This window comes from Kineococcus indalonis, assembly GCF_009906395.1.
Classification (GTDB): domain Bacteria; phylum Actinomycetota; class Actinomycetes; order Actinomycetales; family Kineococcaceae; genus Kineococcus; species Kineococcus indalonis.
The window spans coordinates 1-20240 of sequence record NZ_JAAALM010000021.1 but is presented as its reverse complement, the minus strand read 5'-3'; the positions used below and the strand labels follow the sequence as shown (position 1 = coordinate 20240).

At 76.7% G+C, this 20240-nt stretch carries 26 protein-coding genes and 2 pseudogenes; 8 read left to right on the top strand and 20 right to left on the bottom strand.

The features are described 5' to 3' along the window. The coding region (locus tag GTR00_RS02520; protein WP_166610077.1) for a zinc-binding dehydrogenase at nucleotides 1-383 on the top strand (383 nt) is incomplete at its 5' end. A gap of 18 nt (nucleotides 384-401) precedes the next feature. Continuing rightward, nucleotides 402-821 carry a (R)-mandelonitrile lyase gene (locus GTR00_RS02515; protein ID WP_323132156.1) on the top strand — a complete coding sequence of 140 codons (420 nt, stop codon included), beginning with the start codon at nucleotides 402-404 and terminating at the stop codon, nucleotides 819-821. Nucleotides 822-913: 92 nt separating this feature from the next. On the opposite strand, the gene GTR00_RS02510 is transcribed toward GTR00_RS02515, so the two are convergent. Genes GTR00_RS02510 through GTR00_RS22795 form a run of 3 tightly spaced genes read right to left on the bottom strand, consistent with a single transcriptional unit; the run spans nucleotide 914 to nucleotide 3812 of the window. After that, nucleotides 914-1714: a DeoR/GlpR family DNA-binding transcription regulator gene (locus GTR00_RS02510; RefSeq protein ID WP_166610076.1), complete on the bottom strand. Its 801-nt coding sequence runs from the start codon at nucleotides 1712-1714 to the stop codon at nucleotides 914-916. Beyond that, nucleotides 1711-2751 (bottom strand): 4-hydroxythreonine-4-phosphate dehydrogenase PdxA, encoded by a 1041-nt coding sequence (gene pdxA / locus GTR00_RS22800; RefSeq protein WP_205704887.1) that lies wholly within the window; start codon nucleotides 2749-2751, stop codon nucleotides 1711-1713. The genes GTR00_RS02510 and pdxA overlap by 4 nt, the downstream gene beginning before the upstream one ends. Next, nucleotides 2748-3812 carry a four-carbon acid sugar kinase family protein gene (locus GTR00_RS22795; protein ID WP_205704886.1) on the bottom strand — a complete coding sequence of 355 codons (1065 nt, stop codon included), beginning with the start codon at nucleotides 3810-3812 and terminating at the stop codon, nucleotides 2748-2750. The genes pdxA and GTR00_RS22795 overlap by 4 nt, the downstream gene beginning before the upstream one ends. 666 nt (nucleotides 3813-4478) lie before the next feature. Here GTR00_RS22795 and GTR00_RS02500 point away from each other — a divergent pair. From GTR00_RS02500 to GTR00_RS02490, 3 genes are all read left to right on the top strand, one after another. Next, entirely contained in the window at nucleotides 4479-5216 is a 738-nt protein-coding gene (locus GTR00_RS02500; protein WP_166610079.1) for a phosphotransferase family protein, read from the top strand. A 140-nt stretch (nucleotides 5217-5356) separates the two neighbouring features. Further along, nucleotides 5357-5827, top strand: a complete 471-nt coding sequence (locus GTR00_RS02495) for a hypothetical protein (RefSeq protein WP_166610075.1) — start codon at nucleotides 5357-5359, stop codon at nucleotides 5825-5827. A gap of 134 nt (nucleotides 5828-5961) precedes the next feature. Next, nucleotides 5962-6333: a hypothetical protein gene (locus GTR00_RS02490; protein ID WP_166610074.1), complete on the top strand. Its 372-nt coding sequence runs from the start codon at nucleotides 5962-5964 to the stop codon at nucleotides 6331-6333. A 71-nt stretch (nucleotides 6334-6404) separates the two neighbouring features. On the opposite strand, the gene GTR00_RS02485 is transcribed toward GTR00_RS02490, so the two are convergent. From GTR00_RS02485 to GTR00_RS02420, 14 genes are all read right to left on the bottom strand, one after another. After that, complete coding sequence (locus GTR00_RS02485; RefSeq protein ID WP_166610073.1) at nucleotides 6405-6896, bottom strand: hypothetical protein; 492 nt, start codon at nucleotides 6894-6896, stop codon at nucleotides 6405-6407. Between the two features lie 94 nt (nucleotides 6897-6990). After that, nucleotides 6991-7545 carry an MOSC domain-containing protein gene (locus GTR00_RS25450; RefSeq protein WP_323132155.1) on the bottom strand — a complete coding sequence of 185 codons (555 nt, stop codon included), beginning with the start codon at nucleotides 7543-7545 and terminating at the stop codon, nucleotides 6991-6993. Continuing rightward, a complete protein-coding gene (locus GTR00_RS23350; protein WP_240899242.1) occupies nucleotides 7542-7766 on the bottom strand; it encodes a hypothetical protein in 225 nt (74 codons plus the stop codon). Before GTR00_RS23350 ends, GTR00_RS25450 begins: the two co-directional genes overlap by 4 nt. A 333-nt stretch (nucleotides 7767-8099) precedes the next feature. After that, nucleotides 8100-8288, bottom strand: a complete 189-nt coding sequence (locus GTR00_RS02470) for a hypothetical protein (RefSeq protein ID WP_166610070.1) — start codon at nucleotides 8286-8288, stop codon at nucleotides 8100-8102. Beyond that, a complete protein-coding gene (locus GTR00_RS02465) occupies nucleotides 8285-8635 on the bottom strand; it encodes a hypothetical protein (protein ID WP_166610069.1) in 351 nt (116 codons plus the stop codon). The genes GTR00_RS02470 and GTR00_RS02465 overlap by 4 nt, the downstream gene beginning before the upstream one ends. A gap of 305 nt (nucleotides 8636-8940) precedes the next feature. Further along, nucleotides 8941-9090 carry a hypothetical protein gene (locus GTR00_RS02460; protein WP_205704884.1) on the bottom strand — a complete coding sequence of 50 codons (150 nt, stop codon included), beginning with the start codon at nucleotides 9088-9090 and terminating at the stop codon, nucleotides 8941-8943. A 49-nt stretch (nucleotides 9091-9139) separates the two neighbouring features. Next, nucleotides 9140-9664: a DUF6584 family protein gene (locus GTR00_RS02455; protein ID WP_166610067.1), complete on the bottom strand. Its 525-nt coding sequence runs from the start codon at nucleotides 9662-9664 to the stop codon at nucleotides 9140-9142. Between the two features lie 336 nt (nucleotides 9665-10000). Next, entirely contained in the window at nucleotides 10001-10684 is a 684-nt protein-coding gene (locus tag GTR00_RS22790) for a dihydrofolate reductase family protein (protein ID WP_205704883.1), read from the bottom strand. A 98-nt stretch (nucleotides 10685-10782) separates the two neighbouring features. Further along, nucleotides 10783-12210, bottom strand: coding sequence for a sugar porter family MFS transporter (locus tag GTR00_RS02445; RefSeq protein WP_166610066.1), 1428 nt, complete (start codon nucleotides 12208-12210; stop codon nucleotides 10783-10785). Nucleotides 12211-12326: 116 nt separating this feature from the next. After that, nucleotides 12327-13625: an FUSC family protein gene (locus GTR00_RS02440; RefSeq protein ID WP_166610065.1), complete on the bottom strand. Its 1299-nt coding sequence runs from the start codon at nucleotides 13623-13625 to the stop codon at nucleotides 12327-12329. Between the two features lie 139 nt (nucleotides 13626-13764). After that, nucleotides 13765-13935 (bottom strand): DUF1059 domain-containing protein, encoded by a 171-nt coding sequence (locus tag GTR00_RS02435; RefSeq protein WP_166610064.1) that lies wholly within the window; start codon nucleotides 13933-13935, stop codon nucleotides 13765-13767. A gap of 98 nt (nucleotides 13936-14033) precedes the next feature. Then, on the bottom strand, nucleotides 14034-15242 hold the full coding sequence (locus tag GTR00_RS02430) for an EAL domain-containing protein (RefSeq protein WP_166610063.1): 1209 nt from the start codon (nucleotides 15240-15242) through the stop codon (nucleotides 14034-14036). Continuing rightward, a complete protein-coding gene (locus tag GTR00_RS02425; protein WP_166610062.1) occupies nucleotides 15239-15460 on the bottom strand; it encodes a hypothetical protein in 222 nt (73 codons plus the stop codon). Before GTR00_RS02425 ends, GTR00_RS02430 begins: the two co-directional genes overlap by 4 nt. A gap of 294 nt (nucleotides 15461-15754) precedes the next feature. After that, nucleotides 15755-16159, bottom strand: coding sequence for a hypothetical protein (locus GTR00_RS02420; protein ID WP_205704882.1), 405 nt, complete (start codon nucleotides 16157-16159; stop codon nucleotides 15755-15757). An 83-nt stretch (nucleotides 16160-16242) separates the two neighbouring features. Here GTR00_RS02420 and GTR00_RS02415 point away from each other — a divergent pair, with 83 nt between their 5' ends. Continuing rightward, nucleotides 16243-17151: a GMC family oxidoreductase gene (locus GTR00_RS02415; protein ID WP_323132154.1), complete on the top strand. Its 909-nt coding sequence runs from the start codon at nucleotides 16243-16245 to the stop codon at nucleotides 17149-17151. Continuing rightward, complete coding sequence (locus tag GTR00_RS25445; RefSeq protein ID WP_205704890.1) at nucleotides 17148-17681, top strand: alpha/beta fold hydrolase; 534 nt, start codon at nucleotides 17148-17150, stop codon at nucleotides 17679-17681. Before GTR00_RS02415 ends, GTR00_RS25445 begins: the two co-directional genes overlap by 4 nt. Here GTR00_RS25445 and GTR00_RS02405 read toward each other — a convergent pair. Next, nucleotides 17626-17910: pseudogene (locus tag GTR00_RS02405) on the bottom strand (winged helix-turn-helix transcriptional regulator); the annotation flags it as partial. The gene GTR00_RS25445 and the pseudogene GTR00_RS02405 sit on opposite strands and share 56 nt — an antisense overlap. Here GTR00_RS02405 and GTR00_RS26165 point away from each other — a divergent pair. Continuing rightward, nucleotides 17904-18208: pseudogene (locus tag GTR00_RS26165) on the top strand (malonic semialdehyde reductase); the annotation flags it as partial. The pseudogenes GTR00_RS02405 and GTR00_RS26165 overlap by 7 nt on opposite strands. A 14-nt stretch (nucleotides 18209-18222) precedes the next feature. On the opposite strand, the gene GTR00_RS02395 reads toward GTR00_RS26165, so the two are convergent. Together GTR00_RS02395 and GTR00_RS02390 are read right to left on the bottom strand one after the other, a co-directional pair. Further along, complete coding sequence (locus GTR00_RS02395; protein ID WP_166610061.1) at nucleotides 18223-18852, bottom strand: response regulator; 630 nt, start codon at nucleotides 18850-18852, stop codon at nucleotides 18223-18225. Then, on the bottom strand, nucleotides 18849-20240 hold a 1392-nt coding region (locus GTR00_RS02390), incomplete at its 5' end, for a sensor histidine kinase (RefSeq protein ID WP_166610060.1). The genes GTR00_RS02395 and GTR00_RS02390, both read right to left, overlap by 4 nt.

The window sequence follows — 20240 nt, the reverse complement described above, 5'->3', positions numbered from 1 at the left end:
TCGCCGAGCGCGGCGAGGCAGGGATCGCCGAGCTGAAGGAGCTCACCGGTGGGCTGGGCGCGCACTCGGTCGTCGAGGCCGTCGGCACCCACGAGTCGATGCACCAGGCCATCGGCTCGACCCGCCCGGGCGGGCACGTCGGCTTCGTCGGCGTGCTGCACGACGTCTCGATCACCGGGGAGGACATCTTCATGACCCACGTGCACCTGCACGGCGGCCCGGCGCCGGTGCGCCGCTTCCTGCCCGAGCTGATCGACCTCATCTGGAACCGGCGGATCGACCCGGGCAGGGTCTTCGACCTCACCCTGCCGCTGGAGCGGGCCGCCGAGGGCTACGCGGCCATGCACGAGCGCCGCGCCACCAAGGTCCTGCTGCAGCCCTGACACGAGGAGGAGACGACGGTGCAGCTGAACACCCCCGCCCCCACGCAGTCCCCCACGGCCACCTTCACCGGCCAGGTGCTCATGACGCCGCTGGCCGCCGGTGAGGAACCCTCCCGGCTCAGCGTGGCCCTGGTGCGCTTCACCCCCGGGGCCCGCACCCACTGGCACGTGCACCCCCTCGGGCAGGTCCTGCACGTCACCGAGGGCGTCGCCCTCGTCGGCACCCGCGACGGGACGGTGGTGCGGGCCCGCGCCGGCGACAGCGTGGTGTGCTCGCCCGGGGAGGAGCACTGGCACGGCGCCACCGCCGACGCGTTCGCCGCGCACCTGGCGATCCAGGAGGCCGCCGACGACGGCAGCGGGGCCACCAGCCCGGTCACGTGGCGGGAACCGGTCGCCGAGGACGTCTACCGCGCGGCGCAACCACCCCGGCGGTAGGGGCCGGCGCACCGCGGGTGCGCGCGGCCCCGACCGGCTGCACCCGCTGCGCTGCCGGGCGAGGTGGGTGCTGCCGACCGGGGTGCTCCGCGTCAGTCCACGGCGCTGCCGTCGGGTCGGGTGACGACGACGCGGACGCCGGCGCCGCGGAACGGCGCCAGCGCCCGCGGGTCGGCGGAGTCGTCGGTGACCAGCGTCCAGCCCGCGGGCAGCACGGCCCAGGCGTGGAAGGGGCGCCGGCCCAGCTTCGCCGCGTGCGCGAGCACGTGCACGCGCCCGGAGCGCCGCGCCATCAGCTCCTTCAACCGGGTCTGGGTGTGCTCCGCCTCGCAGACGCCGTCCTCGGCGCTGACCCCGTCGGCTCCCAGGAAGACCGCGTCGGCCGTGACCCGCTCCAGGGCGGCTTCGGTGACGGGGCCGACGAAGCCCTGGCTGAGGTGGCGCAGCGTCCCGCCCAGGCAGAGCACCTCGACGTCGTCGGCGTCGGCCAGGGCGCCGAGCGCGGTGAGGCCGGTGGTGACCACGGTCAGGGGGGCGCGGGCGCGCAGCTCGTGCGCCAGGGCGCCGACGGTGGTGCCGGCGTCCAGCAGCACCGTCTGGCCCGGCCGGACCTGCGCCGCCGCCCAGCGGGCGATGCCGCGCTTGGCCTCGAACGCCTCCCCGGTGCGCCGGCGCAGCGGCTCCTCGGGGTGGGCGACCAGGGGCAGCGCGCCCCCGTAGGTGCGCGTGAGCAGCCCCCGGTCGGTCAGGTGCGCCAGGTCGCGCCGGATCGTGGAGGCGGTGACGCCGAACCTCTCGGACAGCTCCTCCACGCTGGTGGGACCCGCGGTGCCGGCCAGGCGCAGGATCTCCTCCCGGCGCGCGGAGGAGGGCGGTGCGGTGCGCCCGCTCACGAGGGCGCGGAGGCCAGCTCGGTGGCCTGGCGCAGCGCCTCGACCATGCTGCCGACCTCCACCCGCCCGGTGCCGGCGATGTCGAAGGCGGTGCCGTGGTCGACGGAGGTGCGGATCACGGGCAGCCCGACGGTGATGTTCACCCCGGCCTCGATGCCGAGGACCTTCACCGGCCCGTGGCCCTGGTCGTGGTACATCGCCACGACGAGGTCGTAGTCACCGCGCCCGCCGAGGAAGAAGGCCGTGTCGGCCGGCAGCGGGCCCACCGCGTCCACGCCCGCCGCGCGGGCCGCCTCGATGCCGGGGGCGATCTTCTCGGCCTCCTCGCCGTACCCGAACAACCCGTCCTCCCCGGCGTGCGGGTTGATCGCGCACACCCCGATGCGCGGGGCCGGGGTGCCCGAGCGCACCAGCGCCTCGTGGCCGCGGCGGATGGTGCGCTCCACCAGGCCCGGCTCGATGCGGGCGACGGCGTCGATCAGGCCGACGTGGGTGGTGACGTGGATGACCTTGATGCGCGGGGTGGTGAGCATCATCGAGACCTCCTCCACGCCGCAGAAGTGCGCGAGCAGCTCGGTGTGCCCGGGGTAGCGGTGACCGCCGGCGTGCAGGGCGGCCTTGTTCAGCGGTGCGGTGCAGATGGCCTGCACCTCCCCGCGCACCGCCAGCTCGCAGGCGATCCGCACGTACTCGTGGGCGGCGTGGCCGGCGGCGGGGGAGATCCGGCCCCACGGCAGGTCCTCGGGCAGCAGGTGCGGGTCGATCACGTCGATGCGCCCGGGGGTGAAGGCGGCCTCGGCGACCGAACCCACCTCGACGACCTCGACCTCGACGCCGAGGGCGGCGGCGCCCAGGCGCAGGCGGTGCGCGTCGCCGATGACGAGGGGCCGGCCGCCGGTGAAGGCCGACCCGTGCGCCAGGGCGCCGACGGTGACCTCCGGCCCGACGCCGGCGCCGTCGCCCATGGTGACGGCGACGACGGGACGCCGGTCCGCCGCGCTCGCGCTCTGGCCGGTGGGGACGGTCGTGGTGCTCACAGGGCCTCCAGGTGTGCTCGTGCGTCCTCGCGCGCGGGAGCCGCGGCGCGCAGCCGGTGCAGGAGCCGCACGAGCTCGTGCAGCTCGCCCGGACCGCCGAAGCTGCCGGGTTTGGTGGCCACCAGCCTGCCGTCCGCGGTGACGCTCACCACGGCGCCGTGGGAGAGCTGCGCGACGGGCCGCAGGGTGTCCACCCCCAGGCGGGTCAGCACGGCGCGGGCGGTCTCGCCCCCGGTGAGGACGAGGTCGCGCGCACCGACGAGGGCCACGGCCCGCTCGGCCAGGCGGACCACGGCCGCGCGCGGGTCGGCGTGGGTGCCGTCCAGGCGCAGCACGAGCGGGTCGGCCGCCGGGTGGCCGTGCGCGACCAGCTCGACGGCGGCCACGGCGATGGCGGCGAGGTCGTCCTCGCTCTCGGCGTCGGCGACGACGCTGCTCCCGCCTGCGGTGCTGCGCGCGAGCACCCGCGCCAGCCCCGGTGAGCGGACCGTCGCCAGGCCGACCTCGAGCACCGGCCCGGCGCCGGCCAGCAGGTCAGCCACGCGCTCGGGCGCGGGCCGCGGCTCGAGGTGCCACAGGTCCGTGCGGGCCAGCGCGGTGCCGTCCACCAGGGGCACGCCGTCCACGACGCTGCGCCGCAGCGCCGGCAGCGCACCCGCGACGACGACGGTGAAACCTTGGTCCCGCAGCGCTCGCACGGTCGCGCCCACGTTGCCCCGCCACAGCGAGTCGAGCTTCACGGCGAGCAGCCCGCCGCCCGGCGACCCGCCGGAGGTCAGGGCGCTCACGGCGGCCGTGACGGCGGCGTGGGCGGCCGCCGGCTCGGCGGCGCGGTGGTCGAGGTCCACGACGACGGTGCCGCGCGCACCGGCCGCGCTGCCCGCGGGGGGCGCCTGCAGCAGCACGGTGCAGGGGCGCCGGCGCAGCAGCAGCGCCCCGGCGACCTCGGCGGCGCCGGAGAGGTCGTCCGCCACGACCGCGCTCAGCGCGGTGCGGGAGGCCTCCTCGGCGGGCACGGCCGCGGCGGGGGGAGCGGCGGTGCGCTCGGCGGGGCGTCTCACGCGCGGCGCCTCACGCGTCGCTGCTCATGGGGGTCCCCCCGGGGAGTCGGTGACCGCCGACGTCGCTGCCGGCGGGGTGCGCCCCGATGCTCGCACACGCTGCGCGGAACGCGCTAGCCGTTGCGCGGTCCGCGCAGGCGCGCCGAGGTCACGACCACGGACCCGGGGGGCGCTGGGTCGGCAGGCGCTGGCCCGGCGAGCGCGGGGCCGGCACGTTCTCGGCGCGCGCGGGGGAGCCGCCGCCCCGCAGGTCGCGGACGTGCCGGACCGGCGCGGGAACCGGGCCCGCGGGAACCGGGCCCGCGGGCACGTGCTGCGCCGGGAGGTGGTGCGCAGGGGTGCCCACGCCCGCGAGCTGGTGCGCGCGGTGCTCGTCGATCGGCCGCGGGCGGCGGCGCCCCGGCGCCGGGGCCGCCCCGCCCAGGGCGGCGTACCAGCCCGCCACGGCTGCCAGGTCCGTCCAGATCACGGCGGCTCCTCACTCGCGTCGGGTGCGGCGCGGCCCGCTGGCCACGAGCGAGGTCTACCCGCTCCCCGGCCGGCGGGTCGACCGCCCGGGTGAGGGTGTCAGGGGTGTGCCAGCGGCCGCGGCCCCGTCGCCGCCGGGGAGCCGCCACCGCCTGGGAGCCGTCGCCGCCGGGGCGCGAGCGCGCCACGATGACGGACGTGGAAGAGGTCGAGGTCGTCGTCGCCCACCGGGAACGCGCGACCCTGCGCGTCGGCGACGTGTTCCTGAAGGTCGACGCGGACCGGGCGCGCAGCGACGTCGAGGTGGCCGCGATGGCCCTGGCGCCGCTGCCGACCCCGCGGGTCCTGTGGCACCGGGCGCCCGTGCTCGCGCTGGCCGCCCTGCCCGGCACGGCGCTGGGGCGCCTGGGGCAGCCCTCGAGCGCACCGCCGCAGGCCTGGGCCGCGGCCGGTGCCGCCGTCCGGCGCCTGCACGAGGCGCCGCTGCCGCCGTGGCCCGGCCGGGACCCGCAGGAGATCGCCTCCGACCTCGACCGCGAGTGCGCGTGGCTCACCAGCCGCGGTGTGCTCCCCGCCGACCTGGTCGTGCGCAACCGGCGCGTCGCCGAGACCGCCCTGCGGGGGTGGGCGCCGGTGTTCACGCACGGCGACCTGCAGAGCAGCCACGTGTTCGTCCGCGGCGAGGAGGTCACCGGGGTGATCGACTGGTCCGAAGCGGCGCCGGGCGACGCGGCGTTCGACCTGGCCGTCCTCACCCTGGGGCACGAGGAGCACCTCGAGGACGTCCTCGCGGGGTACGGATCGCCCGTGGACCGCGACGTGGTCCGCGGGTGGTGGTCGCTGAGGAGCTTGTCGGCCGTCCCGTGGCTGGTCCGGCACGGGTTCGACCCGTTCGCGCCGGGCTGCGAGGTCGACGTGCTCAAGGCCGTCGTGTGACCCCTGCGCGCACCCGGTCATCGTGGCAGCCACCGGCGGGTGAGGGCCCGGACGGTGCGGGACCCACCGCGGCGCCACCGAGGCGCCTGCGCGAACTCCTCAGCGAGGAGCGGCGGCGCGTCCACCTGGACGAGCGGGGCGTGCTGATGACCGTCGGCCAGGCGGAGGCGGGACGTCTGCTGGGCACCGTCCTCTCCAGCGACCTGCCCGACCTGGCGGCGCGGTGGCTGGCGGTCGGTCTCGACACCCCCGCCCTGCGCGAGCTCGCCGGTCACCCCCGCCACGACGCCCGGGGCGTCGACGCGTCGTGGCGGCAGGTCCTGCGCGAGGTGCCCGGCCTGCCCGAGGACGGCGGCGCCTGCACCGGTGCGACGGCCTGGGTGCGGGTCCTGCCCGTGGAACTGGCGCGGTGGCGGCGCGGGGAGGTCACCTCCGAGGAGGCGACGAGGCGGCTGCTGGCCCTGCAGGGGACGGCGGAGACCGGCGCGGTGGCGGGGATGACCGAGTTGTCCCTGGCGGAGGAGGGGTGCTCCACGCCGTCGTCACCGTCGGAGGAGGACCGCCGGAGGGACGCGGTGCTGGCGGGCATGGCGGCCGACGTGCTCCTCTGACGGCGGCGCTCACACCGCTCCGGTGGAACCGCTCGCCGACGCTCACGTGCACAGCCGGTTCTCCTGGGACGCCCGCCTGGTCGGGGACGTGGGAGCCACCTCGCGCGCGGGCCGTCGAGCTGGGGCTCCCCGCGGTGGTCCTCACCGAGCACGTCGACTTCACGCCCTCCCGCGCGGGTTCCTCGACCGAGAGCTACCCCGAGGTCGCCGGTTTCGTCACCGACGGGGTCCTGAGCGCTCCGGAGCTGGACGTGGACGGCTGCCTGGAGCGCGTCCAGCGGTGCCGTTCGCGGTTCCCGCAGCTGCGCGTCGTGACGGGGGTGGAGGTCGCTCAGCTGCACCGGCACACCGGCCAGGTCCGGGACCTGCTCGCCCGGGCACCCTTCGAGCGGGTGCTGGGCTCCGTGCACTGCCTTCCCGACGGGCCGCCCGGTGGTGAGCTGGCTGCCTCGGTGGGCTTCGTCCCGGACGCGCAGCCGGCCGCGCCCTGGTGCCTGGCGGGCTGACCCCGGCGAGCGCGTCACGGCCGCGCCGGGGGTGGCGCCCCGGCCGGCGGCACGAGCGCGCGAGCCGGGGTTCAGCGGTCCCGGGTCGGCAGGGCCAGGACGAGGGTGTGGGTGGCTCCGGGCAGCCCCGCCTGCGGCCAGGCGACGCTCACGTGCGCGCGGCCGTCGGCGGGCAGCTCGTCGATCCAGTAGCGCGCCTCCACGGTGAAGCGGACCTCGCCCGTGGCGGAGTCCTCGCGGGTGCGGGTCGAGGACGTCGTGGCGTGGACCTGGTCGGCCAGGTCGCCGACCGCGACGCGCAGCACCAGCTCCGAGCCCGCGGCCTTGCCGCCGTCGGGGTCCAGCGGCTGGCGGGGGCCGTCCACCACCTCCCGCCTGGCCGCTTCGGCGTGCACACCCTCGGCGTGCAGACGCAGGTGCAGCACGAGACCGGCGGGTCGTGCGTGGGCCCGGACGTGGTCCAGCTCCGCGCGGATGCCGGGAGCGTGACTGAGCAGCACGGGGCCGTGCACCAGGACCCCGGCGTCGAGCGGTGCGGTGGCGGGGACCCAGCGTCGCGGCACGGCACCACTCTCGCCGCGACCGAGCCCGGGGGCAACGCGCTGAGGTCGACGGTCGACGGTCGAGCGTCGTGCGGCGGTGGTGGGTGGCCACCGCTCAGACGCGCTGCAGGGCTTCCCAGGGCTGCGGTGGCACCTCGACGGCGATGCGGTCCCCGGCGCGCACCTGACCGCCGGTGAGGACGATGCTCATGATGCCGGCCCTGCGCACCACGTTGCCCTCGGCGTCGCGGGGGGTGAGCGCCTTCAGCAGGCCGGGGCGGAAGGCGTTGATCTGCGCGCACGGGTTGCGCAGCCCGGTGACCTCGAGCACGGCCTGCTCACCCAGGTGCAGCCGCGTGCCGCGGGGCAGGTCGAGCAGGTCCAGGCCGTGGGTGGTGATGTTCTCGCCCAGCTGGCCGGGGGCGACCTCGAATCCCTGCCGGTCGAGCTCCTCGTGCAGCTCGCCGTGGATCAGGTGCACCTGGCGCAGGTTGGGCTGATCGGGGTTCGCGGCCACGCGGGAGCGGTGCTGGACCGTGGTGCCGGCGTGGGCATCGCCGTCCACGCCGAGACCGGCCAGCAGCGTGATGACGTCGGTGACGTCCTTGCTGAAGCGGTGCGCGCCGTCTCGGCTGACGGCGCGGACTCGCCCTGCCTGGATCTCGCTCACCGCTCGATCATCGCGCACCGCGGGGCTGCGAGCTGCGAGCTGCGGGTCGTGGTCTGCCGGGTGTCGGGGTCCTGGCGAGTCGGAGCAGGGTTCCCGAGCAGGACCAGCCGCCCCACCCCGACGGCCAGGTCCACCTCGTGCGGGTGCGCCCAGGGGCTGAGGGGGCTCTCGTGGTCGAAGGCGCGCTCGTCCCGGTCAGCGGTGAGCACGGCGTCCAGCACGGCCAGGGCCCGGCTGCGTCGGCGCAGGGTGGCGGGCCCGGGCAGGCGCTGGGCCAGCGCCCAGACGCGCGCAGCAGCGCGGCACGGGTCGATGGTGTCGCGGCATCGAGGAGGCGCCCTCCACCGCAGGGCTGAGGCGGTGGGGGCGTGGGCTGCGAGGCGTGGGCGAGCGCTCGTGGTGGCGCTCCGGACGGCTTCGAGGTCACCGGTTCCGCCGACGACGCGCAGCGAGGCTTCGATCGATCAGCGCTGCGCGGTGCGCGTGCTGCGCCGGACCCCGTGCGCCGCACTGCGCGGTGACCAGGTGGAGGTTTCGATGGAGCGGGGCTGGTGCTACGGCAGCAGGGACCGGAGCACCAGGGCGAGCAGCAGCAGCGAACCGAGGGTGGTGGCCACGATCGCGCCGGTGCGCTGCGGCGCGGCCTGCACGTCGTGCTGGCGCTGGAAGGGGGCGAACTCGTTGCCGCTGGTGGAGGGGAACGCGTCGGGTCCTGGTGGTGCGGCAGGTCGGTGTCGGTTCACTCGTGCCCCAGCGCGCTGAGCAGCAGCAGCGGTGCGCACAGGACCGCTTGCGGCACAGCGACCAGCAGCACGCTGACGCGCACGGCGGCGCGCTGCCGGGCGGCGATGAGGGCCGTCACCGCCACCGGGGTGCACGTGGCTGCAGCCGCCATCGCCACCAGGACGGCGGCAGGGACCGCGCCGGGGTCGGAGAGCGGCCACACCAGGGCCGAGAAGAAGGTCGGCACGGCGAGCACCAGCAGCGCGCCACCGGTGCCGGCGGCCACCAGCGACGCCTTGGCGGGTGCGCTGGGTGCGGCGGGTGCGGCGGGAGGCTCGCGCTGCTCCTGCGGCGGTGCGTCCTCCACCGGCCTCCCCCGTCGTCGCCCGCGTGCCCGGTCGGGACAGCGTGCCCGAAGCGGGCGCGCCGGCGGTGCGCCTCCTGCGATCCGGGCGCGGAACGTGTGCACGGGGCGCTCATCGAGCCGGCCCCGCGGCGCGTCGTGCCTGTCCCCACGTCGTGCCGGGAGGCGCCGAGGTGGCGGGGCAGCTGCGCTGGCGGCGCAGCACCGCCGAGGTCAGCGCGCGGGAGGCCGATCGATGCCGTCCAGTCCCGCGAGGTCCGGCACGACGACCTGCCCGTCGGGGTTCCGGGAGACCGCCAGGACGGCGATCACGGCCGGCACGGGAACGGGTCCGTGGACGTGGCGGAGGGCTGGGCGGCGTCGTCGGGCACCTCCCAGCGCACCGGCGAGCCGCTCGCCTCGCACGCCGGGACGTCGATGACCAGCAGGACGTGGTCGTCGCCGAGATCGACCACCACCTCGTGGACGCCCGAGACCGCTGCTGCGCCGTCGTCCGGGGTGGCGCTGTCAGGCCACCCAGCTCCACGCCGTCTTGACGCCGGTGACGGCCAACCAGCCCAGCCCCACCAGGACCAGGGCGAACAGCGTCACGACCAGTGTCACACCGAGCCAGCCGACGATGCGGCTGCTCCACGTCGAGGGCGCGTGCGGCCGGTGCGGGTGCTGCCAGGAGACCGGCGCACCGGCGATCTGCTCAGCTTCCTCGCGCAGCGCGCGCAGGCGTGCGCCGGCCCGCGGGCCGGCGCTGTCCTCCTCGGTGCGCCAGGCCAGGGCCTCCATCCGCGCGAAGGGGTCGCGGTAGGTGCGGCGGAAGGCGATCAGCTCACGCTCGTCGCGCTCGGGGCTGAGGTGGGACCAGCGCCCGGCTTGGGCCAGGTCGCCGTCGCGGCGGTAGGTGTCGGCGAGCTGCTCGCGCAGGTCCAGGCGGTCGGGGAAGGAGGCGACCAGCCCGCGCAGGCGTTGACGGGCCAGGGTGGTGCGGCCGGCGGCGAGGTCGGCGGCGACCTTGGTCAGGGTCTGGTCCAGCGGCACGCTGCGATGGTCCCGCACGCCGGCCTGCTGGTGCCGCTCGTCCTCACCCGTGCAGCCGTGGCACCTCCTGCGAGCGGCACCCGCAGCGCGCCGTGAGCGGACACGGCGAGCGCCTGCGCCAGCGGTGGCCGGTGGCCGGTGGCCGGGTCCAGCAGGTCCGCGACGGGCTGGACGTCGTCGGCGGCCCGGACCCCGGCGGGGTCGCGGGCCAGCCGGCCCGGGTGCAGGTGGCGGGTGGGCGCGCAGGGGGGCACGGACGCGGACGGCACCGGTGCGGTGGTCATCGTCGTGCCCGCGGGAGGAGGGGGACGAGGTGCGAAGCCCCCGGACCGCGGATCACCTGTCCACCACCGCCCGTCCTTCCACGGCAAGCCGCCCCAGCCGAGGCCCGCTACCGCTCGTCGGCGTGCCGGTGTTCTGCTCGCTGATCAGCTCCAGCCGGTCGGGGTCGAGGTGGCCGTCGTGCTGGGGGACCCCGGGCACGTCGACCCGGTCGATGACGGCGTGGGCCTCGTCGGCGGCGGTCCGGCGTGAAGCACCTGCGCCACCCGACCCGAGGGTGGTCGGCCTTCCAGAGCGAGGTCTGCACGACGACGAACGAGACCACTGGGTCGTGATCTGCACGCCTCGCGGGTGATGCGGGTCCGCGTCGCTGCCGCGGGTGCCGGTGCCCCCGCTGCCGCTGGTGAAGAGCGCGCGGCCGGTGCCGGCCAGGGAGGCGGCGACGACCAGCCGCAGCTCGTCGACCAGTCCGGCCCGCAGCAGCGGACGCGCCAGCCGGGTGCTGCCGTGCACACCGGTGTCACCTCCTGCGCCCCGCTTCAAGGCGGCGACGTGCTCGGGCGTGCCGTTGATGAAGTCCGCGAAGGGCTGCACGGTCGAAGTGGGCCAGTAGCCGGCCCAGTACTCGTGGGTGCCCCGGCCGAGCAGGACGGTGTCCTGGGTGCTGATCACCGTGGCGAGGTTGTCGAACACCGCTTCGCCGGTGCCGGACATCCAGTTGCTGGGCTCGTCGGCCACACCCACACCGTCCAGCCAGAGCAGGTGGTAGACGACGACCTTGCGCGTGTGCCCTCCTCAGGGACTCCCGCCGTGGGGACCGGGTGAGCGGGAAGGACTCACCGGGTTCCGGCGAAGTCCGCGGGCCGGAAGCGGCCGGAGGACAACCGGCCCTCGATCTGCTCCAGGCTGCGGCCGGTCAGCTCCGGCATCCTGCGGTACAGGAACACGAAGGCGATGACGTTGAACGCCGCGTACAGCCAGAAGGTCTGGCCGGTGCCGATCGTGTCGATGATGCTCAGCAGCGTGAGGGTGATGAGCAGGTTCGTCCCCCACAGCGACGCCGACTGCGCTGCGGCGCCGGCCGAGCGCGTCGCCAGCGGGTAGATCTCCGAACCGGTGAGCCAGCCCATCAGCTGGATGCCGCCGGCGGTGAAGGCCATGAACGCCACCAGCGTGGCGACGATGAACGGCACCTGCGCCTCGCCGTCGTTCCCGGTGACGAAGAAGGTGCCCAGCACCACCAGCGACAGCGCGGCGCCGGGCAGGGTCAGCAGGGTCAGCCGCCGCCGGCCCACGCGGTCGATGATCGCCAGACCGATGAGCTGGGTGACGAGGTAGGTCGCGCCGAGGGCGACGGAGACGCGCAGGGCCGCGGAGTCGGAGAACCCGTTGTCGGTGAGGATCGTGGGGGAGTAGTACACGATCATCTCGATGCCGGACAGCTGGGTGAACACCGCCAGACCGCACCCGACGATCAGCGCCGGCCGCACCCACGCCTCGCGCAGGCCCCGCCAGCCGCTGGTGCTCGCCTCGCGCTCGGCGTGGACGGCGGTGCCGATCTCGTCCAGCTCGCCGGCGACGTCGGCGCCGCGGGGACGCACGCTCTCGAGGGAGCGGTGGGCGCGGTCGGCCTGCGCGGTCTTGAGGAGCCAGCGGGGGCTCTCGGGCAGGCGCAGCATCAGCAGCAGCATGACGAGCGCGGGCACCGCGGCGGCGCCGATCGCCACGCGCCAGTCGACCCTCTCGCTCGCGCCGACGACGGTGGCGGTGAGGATGCCGACGCCGATGGCGATCTGGAAGCACAGCACCAGGCGTCCGCGGTACCGGCTGGGTGCCAGTTCGGCGACGTACACGGGCGCGGTCTGCGTGGCACCGCCGACGGCGAAGCCGAGCACCAGGCGCGCCAGCGACAGCGTGACCGGGTCCGGTGCCAGCGAAGCCCCGACCGTCCCCACGACGAACACCACCGCGACCACCAGCAGGGTTCCCCGGCGCCCGCGCCGCTCGCTGAGCCGGCTGCACACCAGCGCCCCCACGACGGCACCGGCCAGGATCGACGCGGCGATCACCTGTTCCCAGCCGTTGCCGATGCTGAACTCGTCGCTGATCTGCAGCAGCGCGCCGGAGATGATGCCGGTGTCGTAGCCGTACAGCAGGCCGGAGATGGCCGACACCAGCGCGACGACCACCACGGCGCCGGTCAGGCCACCGCTGCTCCCGGATCCGGGGGAGGGGGTGTGCTCGTGCTCGTGGGGCTCAGCCATCGGTTCTCCCGGCGTCAGCGTGACCAGTACCGGCTCGTGATCGAACCGCGCTCAGGTAACCACTGCACGCGGCGCGCCGCCCGCCGACGCGGTGCCCCGTCGGCCGGAGGGTCCGCTCACCGACGGCGCAGCGCCCGCCAGGTGCGTCGGCCGCGGCGCAGCAGCGCACGGACCCGCCGGCGGCTGCGCGTGGGCAGCACCTTGCGCACCAGGGGCGTCAGGGTGCGCAGCGCCGCGGGAGGCGGTGGGGGCCTGCGCCGGGCCCGCCCCTCCAGGTCCAGGGGGGTGAGGACCTGCTGCACGGCGGTCAGGATGGAGCCGCGCAGCAGCCACAGGGAGGTCTCCGCGCGCGGGTCGACGAAGAGCAGCTCGGTCAGGATCGCGCGCGCCTCGCGCGCCTCCTCCAGGCTCTGCGCCAGCGTCCGCTCCACCTCGGCCTCGGCCCCCACCGTCTCCGCCTGCACCAGTTCCCCGAAGGCCCGCAGGCAGCCGGCGACCTCGGCCAGGACGACGGCGAAGGCCTGGCGGACCTCCTCGCCGTAGCCGTCGTCGGGCGTGGAGCGCTGCGGTGCCTCGGCGAGCATGACGACGAACAGGCTGCGCACGGCCAGCGCGCTGTGGTCCAGGGCCTCCAGCCCGGTGCGCAGGGCCGGTTCGACGTCGGCGCTGCCGATGCTGCGGGCGTTCAGGCGGCGCACGTCCTTCACCGTGCGGATCGCCTCGGCCGCGTCCTCGGCGGTCGCCGCGGTGCGGCGTGCGCGCGCCAGCCAGCCGGCGACCTGCTCACGGGTGATCGGTTCGCTGGACATCGAGGTGCTGGCGGCGAGCAGGCACTCGGCCTGCTCGGCGGCGACGGAGCCGACACCGGCCACCGCCCGGCGGGTGGGCACCGGCGGGGGCAGCAGCACGGTGAAGACCACCCCGACACCGGCGCCGACGAGGGTGGTGACCACGCGGGTCTCCGCGGCGATCTCCTGACCGCCCACCGCCAGCACCAGCATGGCGCTGATGGGCGTCTCCAGCGCCTGCTGGCCCAGCCGCAGCGCCGAGGCCAGCAGCAGGGAGGCGGCGATGGCCAGCCCCAGGCTCCACCAGGTCAGCCCGCTCCAGGTGGACAGGGCCACGGCGACCAGGACCCCGGTCAGCACCGCGCCCACGCGCACCAGGGCCATGCGCGCGCTGGCGTGGGCGGAGGTCTGGATGACCAGCAGCGCGGTCAGCGCGCCGGTCAGGTCCACGGGCCCGTCGGTGACGGCGAGGGTGAGCAGGTAGGCCAGCACGCCCGCGGTGCTGAGCCGGGCGGTGGTGCTCACGGTGGCCGCGGTGGGCAGCGCCCGCCGGGCCCGCCGCGCCAGCCGACCCGCGGCGTCGCGGGGGCGCCGGCGGCGCGGGGTCGTGCCGTGGGGCGCGCTCACCGGCTCCTCCTGACCCGGGCGCGATCGGCTGCCGGCTCCACGCTCTCCAGGGAGGCGGTCGCCGCGCCCGTGCCGGCCATGGTGGCACTGCCGAGGGCGCCCGGCGGCGGGCGGCGGCGGGCGGCGGCCCGCGGAGGCCTCAGGCGTCGACCATGGCCCCCCGCACCTGCAGGACCAGCTCGGCGGGCACCTCGCTCAGGCCGTGGTCGGCGCGCGCGTGCGCGGCCACGGCCAGCAGGATCTCGTCGCTCGAGCCGGTGAACGCGCGGGTGCAGCCGGGCACCACGTCGCCGCAGCGGAACTTCTTCATCGTGGGCACTCCTCCAGGACGGGTCGACCGGGGACCGGGTCGTCCCCCTGTCATCGGCTGCCCGGGGCCCTCGCCTTGAGCGGGTCGGCGGGTGCGGGTCAGCGGGTGCGCGCCAGCGCCAGCAGCAGGTCCGCGTGGGTGACCACGCCGACGACGGCGCCCCGCCCGTCGGTGCACACCAGCGGCGCGCTCAGGTCCGCGGCGTGGCGGGTGGCCGCGCGGCGGGCGACCTCGACCAGCGAGGCGGAGGGGGCCACCAGCAGCGGGGTGCACCAGCGCACCGGGTCGTCCGGCGCGCTGCCGCCCACGCGCACCGCGCGCACCCGCCCGTCGGGGCCCAGCAGCACCTCGCTGGTGGCCGCGTCGGTGCCCACCCGCGCCTCGCGCACCAGGGAGAGCACGTGCTCCTGGAGCTGCGCGCGCGCCGCGCCGCGCTGGACGCGGGCCACCAGCGCCTCGTCCAGCTGCGGCAGCATCACCGGCGCGGGGCGGGCCAGGGCGTAACCCTGGCCCAGGGCCACGCCCAGGGCGACGACGGTGTCCAGCTCGGCCAGGGTCTCGATGCCCTCGGCCAGCACCCAGCCGTCCATGCGCCCCACCAGGTCCCCGATCACCTCGGTCAGGGCGCGCTTGACCGGGTCGGCGTCGATGCCGGCGATGAGCTCGCGGTCCAGCTTCACCACGTGCGGTCGCAGGCTCAGCAGCTGGCTCAGCCCCGCGTAGCCGGTGCCGGCGTCGTCCATCGCGATCAGCGCCCCGCGCTGGCGCAGCCGGTCCAGCACCGCGTGCAGCGCGGCGGGGTCGGAGGCCACGGAGTGCTCGGTCAGCTCCACGACCAGGCGGGTCAGGTCCGCGTGCTCCAGCAGCGTCCCGGCCACGAGCGGGTCGGTGAGCAGGTGCGGTTCGACGTTGACGGTGAGGAGGGTGTCCGGCGGCAGCACGGTGCGCATCGCCACGGCGGTGGTCAGCACCCGCGCCTGCAGCTGGGCGTTGACGCCCCAGTGCTCGGCGGCGGCGAACCAGCGGTCGGGTCCCGCGCTGAAGCCGACGCCCTCCAGGCGGGCGCTGTCGAAGCGGGAGAGTGCCTCGTAGCCGGCCACCGCGCCGGAGCTGAGCTCCACGAGGGGCTGGGTGTGCAGGGTCAGCGCGGCCGGCTCGCGCAGCACCTGGTGCAGCGCGGTGCGCCAGCGCTCGTCCTGCGGTGCGGGCGCCGGGTCCGGGGTCCGCGCCGGCGTCGGCGTGAGCGGCGGCGTCGTAGGGGTGGCGGTCGCGGGTGCGTCCGGGCTCGCCGGTTCGGCCGTGGTCACCCTGGCTCATCGAGCGGCGGGGGCGGGACCTGAAGCCCGCCGCCGGTGAGGTCGTGCACCACGGGCAGCGGCAGCAGCGCCCACCCGTCGGCGCCCGCCGGCACCACCCGCACGGCCACCTCGGCGGGCGTGTCCAGCGCGAGCACCCCCACCGCGCCCCGCGCCGGCGCGCCGACGAGGGCGTCCGCGGTGAGCGCGGGGACCAGCTGCACCAGCACGGGACGTCCCGGGGCGCGCGCCGTCGGCGTCCAGGTCGAGCACCGGGCCGATCGCGGCCGCGTGCAGCGCCCCCGCTCCAGCGACGAGGTGTGCGGCGCGGGCAGCCCTGCCGGCACGACGCTGCGCTCGTGCACCGGTCCATCGTCCACGCGGCAGCACCCTCCCTGCGCGGGAAGCGGTTCTCGCAGCGGTGCCGGTGCGGTGCGTGAACGCACCGCCACCGGCTCAGCCCAGCACGTCGGTGCCCCCGCGCCCGCTGGAGCGGGGGCACCGACGTGCTCCGCGCGCCCCGCTCAGCGAGCGGTCGCGCGGGCGGCCCGGTCGATCAGCTGCGCGACGGCGTCCGGCTGGGAGACGGTCACGGCGTGGGAGGCGTCGACCTCGACGGCGTGCGACGTCGCGCGCTCGGCCATGAAGCGCATGGAGGCGGCGGGGACGGCGAGGACCTGCAGGGCGATCATCGTCCACGAGGGGGTGGTCCTCCACGCCGCACGGGTGGCCTCGTCCTCCAGCGCGTCGGAGGTGACGGGCCGCTGCGTGACGGCCATGAGCTCGGCGACGTCCCGGGGGACGTCGGCGGCGAAGACCTCGTGGAAGCGCTCCTGCCGGATGTACAGGTCGGTGGTGGTCGTGGCGCCGGTGGTGTACCTGCGCGGGCACCCCGACGACTTCGACCGCTGGGCCAGGTCCGGGTGCACCGGCTGGGACCACGCCTCCGTGCTGCCGTGCTGCCGTGCTGCCGTGCTGCCGTGCTGCCGTGCTGCCGTGCTGCCGTGCTGCCGTGCTGCCGTGCTTCCGCCGCACGGAGACGGCCCACGGGCGCGACCCGGTCCTGCGCGGCACCACCGGGCCGATGCTGCCCGCACCCGCCGCGGCCGCGGACGCCGACCCCCTGTCGCAGGTGTTCGTCGACGCCGCGCTCGCCGCGGCGGGTGCGGGCGTGGTGCACGACCTGCCCGGGGTGGGGAGGAACCTGCACGACCACCCGTTGTGCGGCGTCGTCCACGAGGCCTCGCGACCGATCCCGGCGGGGCGCACCAACCACGCCGAGACCTCGATGTCGTGGCGCAGCGACGACTCCCTGCCGGGCCCGGACACGCAGCTGATGTTCATCCACGTGCCCTTCCACCCCCCGCACCTGAGCGCCCCGCCCAACAGCTTCACGCTCGCGGTCGCCGCGGTGCCCGAGGCGCGCGGCTCCGTGCGCCTGGCGGGACCGGACCCGGCGACCCCGCCGCTGATCGACCCGGGCTACCTCAGCGCGGAGCCCGACGTGCGGCGCACGGTCCAGGGCCTGCGGGTGGCCCGCGAGATCGCGGCCACCGCGCCCTTCGCGCCCTGGCGCGCCCGCGAGGTGCCGCCCGGGCCCGGCGTGCAGGGCGAGGCGGCGCTGCGCTCCCACCTCGCCCGGGGCACCAGCACCTACTGCCACCCGGTCGGCAGCTGCGCGATGGGCACCGGCCCCGAGGCGGTGGTCGACGTGGACCTGCGGGTGCGGGGGATCGGGGGCCTGCGCGTGGCCGACGCCTCGATCATGCCCCGGATCGTCTCCGTCAACACCAACGCCGCCACGATCACGATCGGTGAGGAGGCCGCGGACCTGATCCGCCGGCCGGACCGTCCCGCGGCCGCCCGGCGCGCGCCGGCGGAACCGCCGCTGCACGAGGGCAGGACCGGTGCGGTTCGCTGACCTCGAGGGCGACCTCACCGGGACCGACGACGGCACGGCACCGGTCGTCCTCCTGCACGGGCTCACCTTCGAGCGCGGCACGTGGGGCCCGCTGGTGGGTTCCCTGGACGGCCGCCGGGCGCTGGCGCTGGACCTGCCCGGGCACGGCGGATCCCCGCGACGCGTACGACGTCGAGGAGGTCGCCGGTGTGCTGCACGAGGCGCTCGCGGCAGCGGGTCTGCGCGAACCCGTGCTGGTGGGCCACTCCCTCGGGGGAGTGCCGGCCACGGTGTACGCGGCCGAGCACCCGGCGCGCGCGGTGCTGAACATCGACCAACCGCTGCTGCCCGGTCCCTTCGGCGAGGTGCTGCGCTCGCTCGAACCCGTGCTGCGCGGGCCCGACCACCTGCAGGTGTGGCAGAGGCTGCTGGCCGGGACGGGCACCGAGCAGCTGTCCCCGCCGCTGCGGGGCCTGCTGCGCTCGACCCCGCGCCTCACCCGGCGGTGCGGCACCCCTGCTCGGGGAGGTTGTCGCGCGCCCAGGTGGTGAGCTCGCGCAGGGCGGGGGCGAGGGCGTGCCCGGAGCCGGTCAGCTCGTGGACCACGGCCACCGGGGGCCCCTCGTGGACCGTGCGGGTGACCAGCCCGGCGCGGGAGAGCTCGGTGAGGCGGTCGGAGAGCGCGGAGTCGCTGATGCCCCCCACCGCGCGGCGCAGGTCGGAGAACCCGGCGGGACCGGAGGCCAGGGTGGCCGGCAGGATTTCGTTCCACCGCCGCCCTCTTCGGCGACGCCCGCACCGCGAACACCTTCGCGGACACCCCGGTCACCGACGAGCAGCTGGCCCAGGCCTGGGAGCTGGCCCGCTGGGCCCCCACCGCCGCCAACTCGCCGTCCGCGCCCTGGGGCTGGCCGCCGGGCCGGTGGCCGGTTTCGACAGGGGGGTCGTGGACGCGGAGTTCTTCGCCGGCACGACCTGGCGCTCGCACCTGGTCGTGAACATCGGCTACCCGGGCGTGGACGCCTACCGCCCCCGCCTGCCGCGCCTGGCCCCGCAGGACGTCGTCCGCTACGTCTGAGCCGCCCCGCGCCGTCAGGGCCCCAGCAGCCCCCGCTCGTAACCGGCGGCCACGGCGGCCGCGCGGTCGCCGACGCCGAGCTTGTCGTAGACGTGCTGCAGGTGCGTCTTCACGGTCGCCTCGCTGATGAACAGCTGGCGGGCGCACTCGCGGTTGCCGGTGCCGCGGGCGACCATCCGCAGCACCTGCAGCTCGCGCGGGGACAGCACGGGCCCGGGCGCCGCGGGCGCGCGCACCGTGGCCAGCAGCCGCGAGGCCACGGCGGGGGCCAGCACGGACTCCCCGCGAGCCGCCGCCCGGATGCCGCGCAGGAGGTCCTCGACGGGGGCGTCCTTGAGCAGGTAGCCGGTGGCACCGGCCTGCACCGCGCGCAGGACGTCGTCGTCGGTGTCGTAGGTGGTGAGCACCAGGACCCGGGCGGGGCTGGCGCGGCGCACCAGTTCCTCGATCGCGGCGACCCCGCCCCCGCCGGGCATGCGCAGGTCCATCAGGACCACGTCCGGGTCCACCGCCAGGCTCCGCGCCACGGCGGAGGGCCCGTCACCGGCCTCGCCGACCACCTGCAGGTCGTCGGAGGCGTCGATGACGCCGCGCAGGCCGTCGCGGACGATGGGGTGGTCGTCGGCGACCAGGACGCGGATCACGCCGGAACCCCGCCCGGGCGGGGTGCCGCGGCCGGGTCCCGGGGTTCCACCCGCCCCGGGGTTCCGGCAGTTCCCGCAGCTCCCGGGGTTCCCGCGGGGGCCAGCGGGATGCGCACCGACACCGCCGTCCCGCGCCCGGGGGCGGACTCGACGTCGACGACGCCGCCCAGGGCGCCCACGCGCTCGCGCATGCCGACCAGCCCCAGGCCGCCGGGCGAGGTGCCGCCGTGCGGTGCCGAGGAGGTCGCGGAGGGGTCGAAGCCGCGGCCGTCGTCGCGCACGTCCAGGGCGACGACGTCGTCCATGGGCGCCAGGGTGAGCACCACCCGGCGGGCGCGGGCGTGCCGGGCGACGTTGGCCAGCGCCTCCTGCCCGGCGCGCAGCAGCGCCACCTCCACGGCGGTGGGCAGATCGGTGGGCGCCCGGTCCACCACCAGTTCGGCGGCCACCCCGGTGTCGGCGGCCCACCGCTCCACCACGTCCCGCAGGGCGCGCACCAGGCCGTCGCGCTCCAGCGGTTCCGGGCGCAGGTCGTGCAGGGAGCGGCGGGCCTCGGCCAGCGTGGTGCGGGCCAGCGCGGTGGCGCGCTGCAGGTGGGTGCTGGCCGGCGCGGGGACGGCGCCGCTGCGCTGCGCGGCCTGGACCTGGGTCAGCACGCCGACCATCCCCTGGGCGAGGGTGTCGTGGATCTCGCGCGCCAGCCGCACCCGCTCCGCCGCCGCACCGGCCTCGCGCGCCTGGCGGACGAGCCGCTCGTGCAGCGCGGCGTTCTCGGCGGCCGCCGCCCGCAGGGCCAGCACCGCCCGGCGGCGCCGCTCGCTCTGCTCCTGCGCCCAGCGGCTCATGCTGCCGGCGCTGCCGATCACCACGGCCTCCACCAGGACGACGGCGCAGACCACGGCCCACCCGGTGCCGTCCTCGGGCAACCCGCCGGGCAGCAGGTTCACCAGCACGGCGAAGGCCGCCACGCCCGGCACCCCGCGCCAGTCCAGGGTGAGCATCGGGGCGGCCACGAGGCCGGCGATCGCGGCGAGCACGAACACCGGGTCCAGCGCGATGAGCGCGGCGTGCAGGACCCACAGCCCCGCCAGGTAGCCGGCCACCGCCCACCCGCGCTCGGCGCGCCGGCTCAGCCGGCGCCACCCCAGGTGGCCCCACGCCCCGCCGGCCACGGCCAGCGGGGCGAACAGGGCCCAGCGCACGCCGGCGGGGTCCAGCGCGACGTGCAGCAGCGCGGAGGTGACCAGCAGCGTCAGCGGCAGCGCGGCCAGGACCCGCTGGACCCGCGCGTCGCCGACCCCGATCCCCTCACCGGCGCCGCCGCCGAACTCCTCACCGGCGCCGCCGCCGAACTCCTCACCGGCGCCGCCACCGGACTCGTCCTCGAC

What these genes read in the sequence shown, in the direction of transcription:
- GTR00_RS02435 (WP_166610064.1), bottom strand. Translation starts at nt 13,935, where the DNA reads ATGAAGAAGTTCCGCTGCGGCGACGTGGTGCCCGGCTGCACCCGCGCG.
- GTR00_RS02445 (WP_166610066.1), bottom strand. Translation starts at nt 12,210, where the DNA reads ATGGCTGAGCCCCACGAGCACGAGCACACCCCCTCCCCCGGATCCGGG.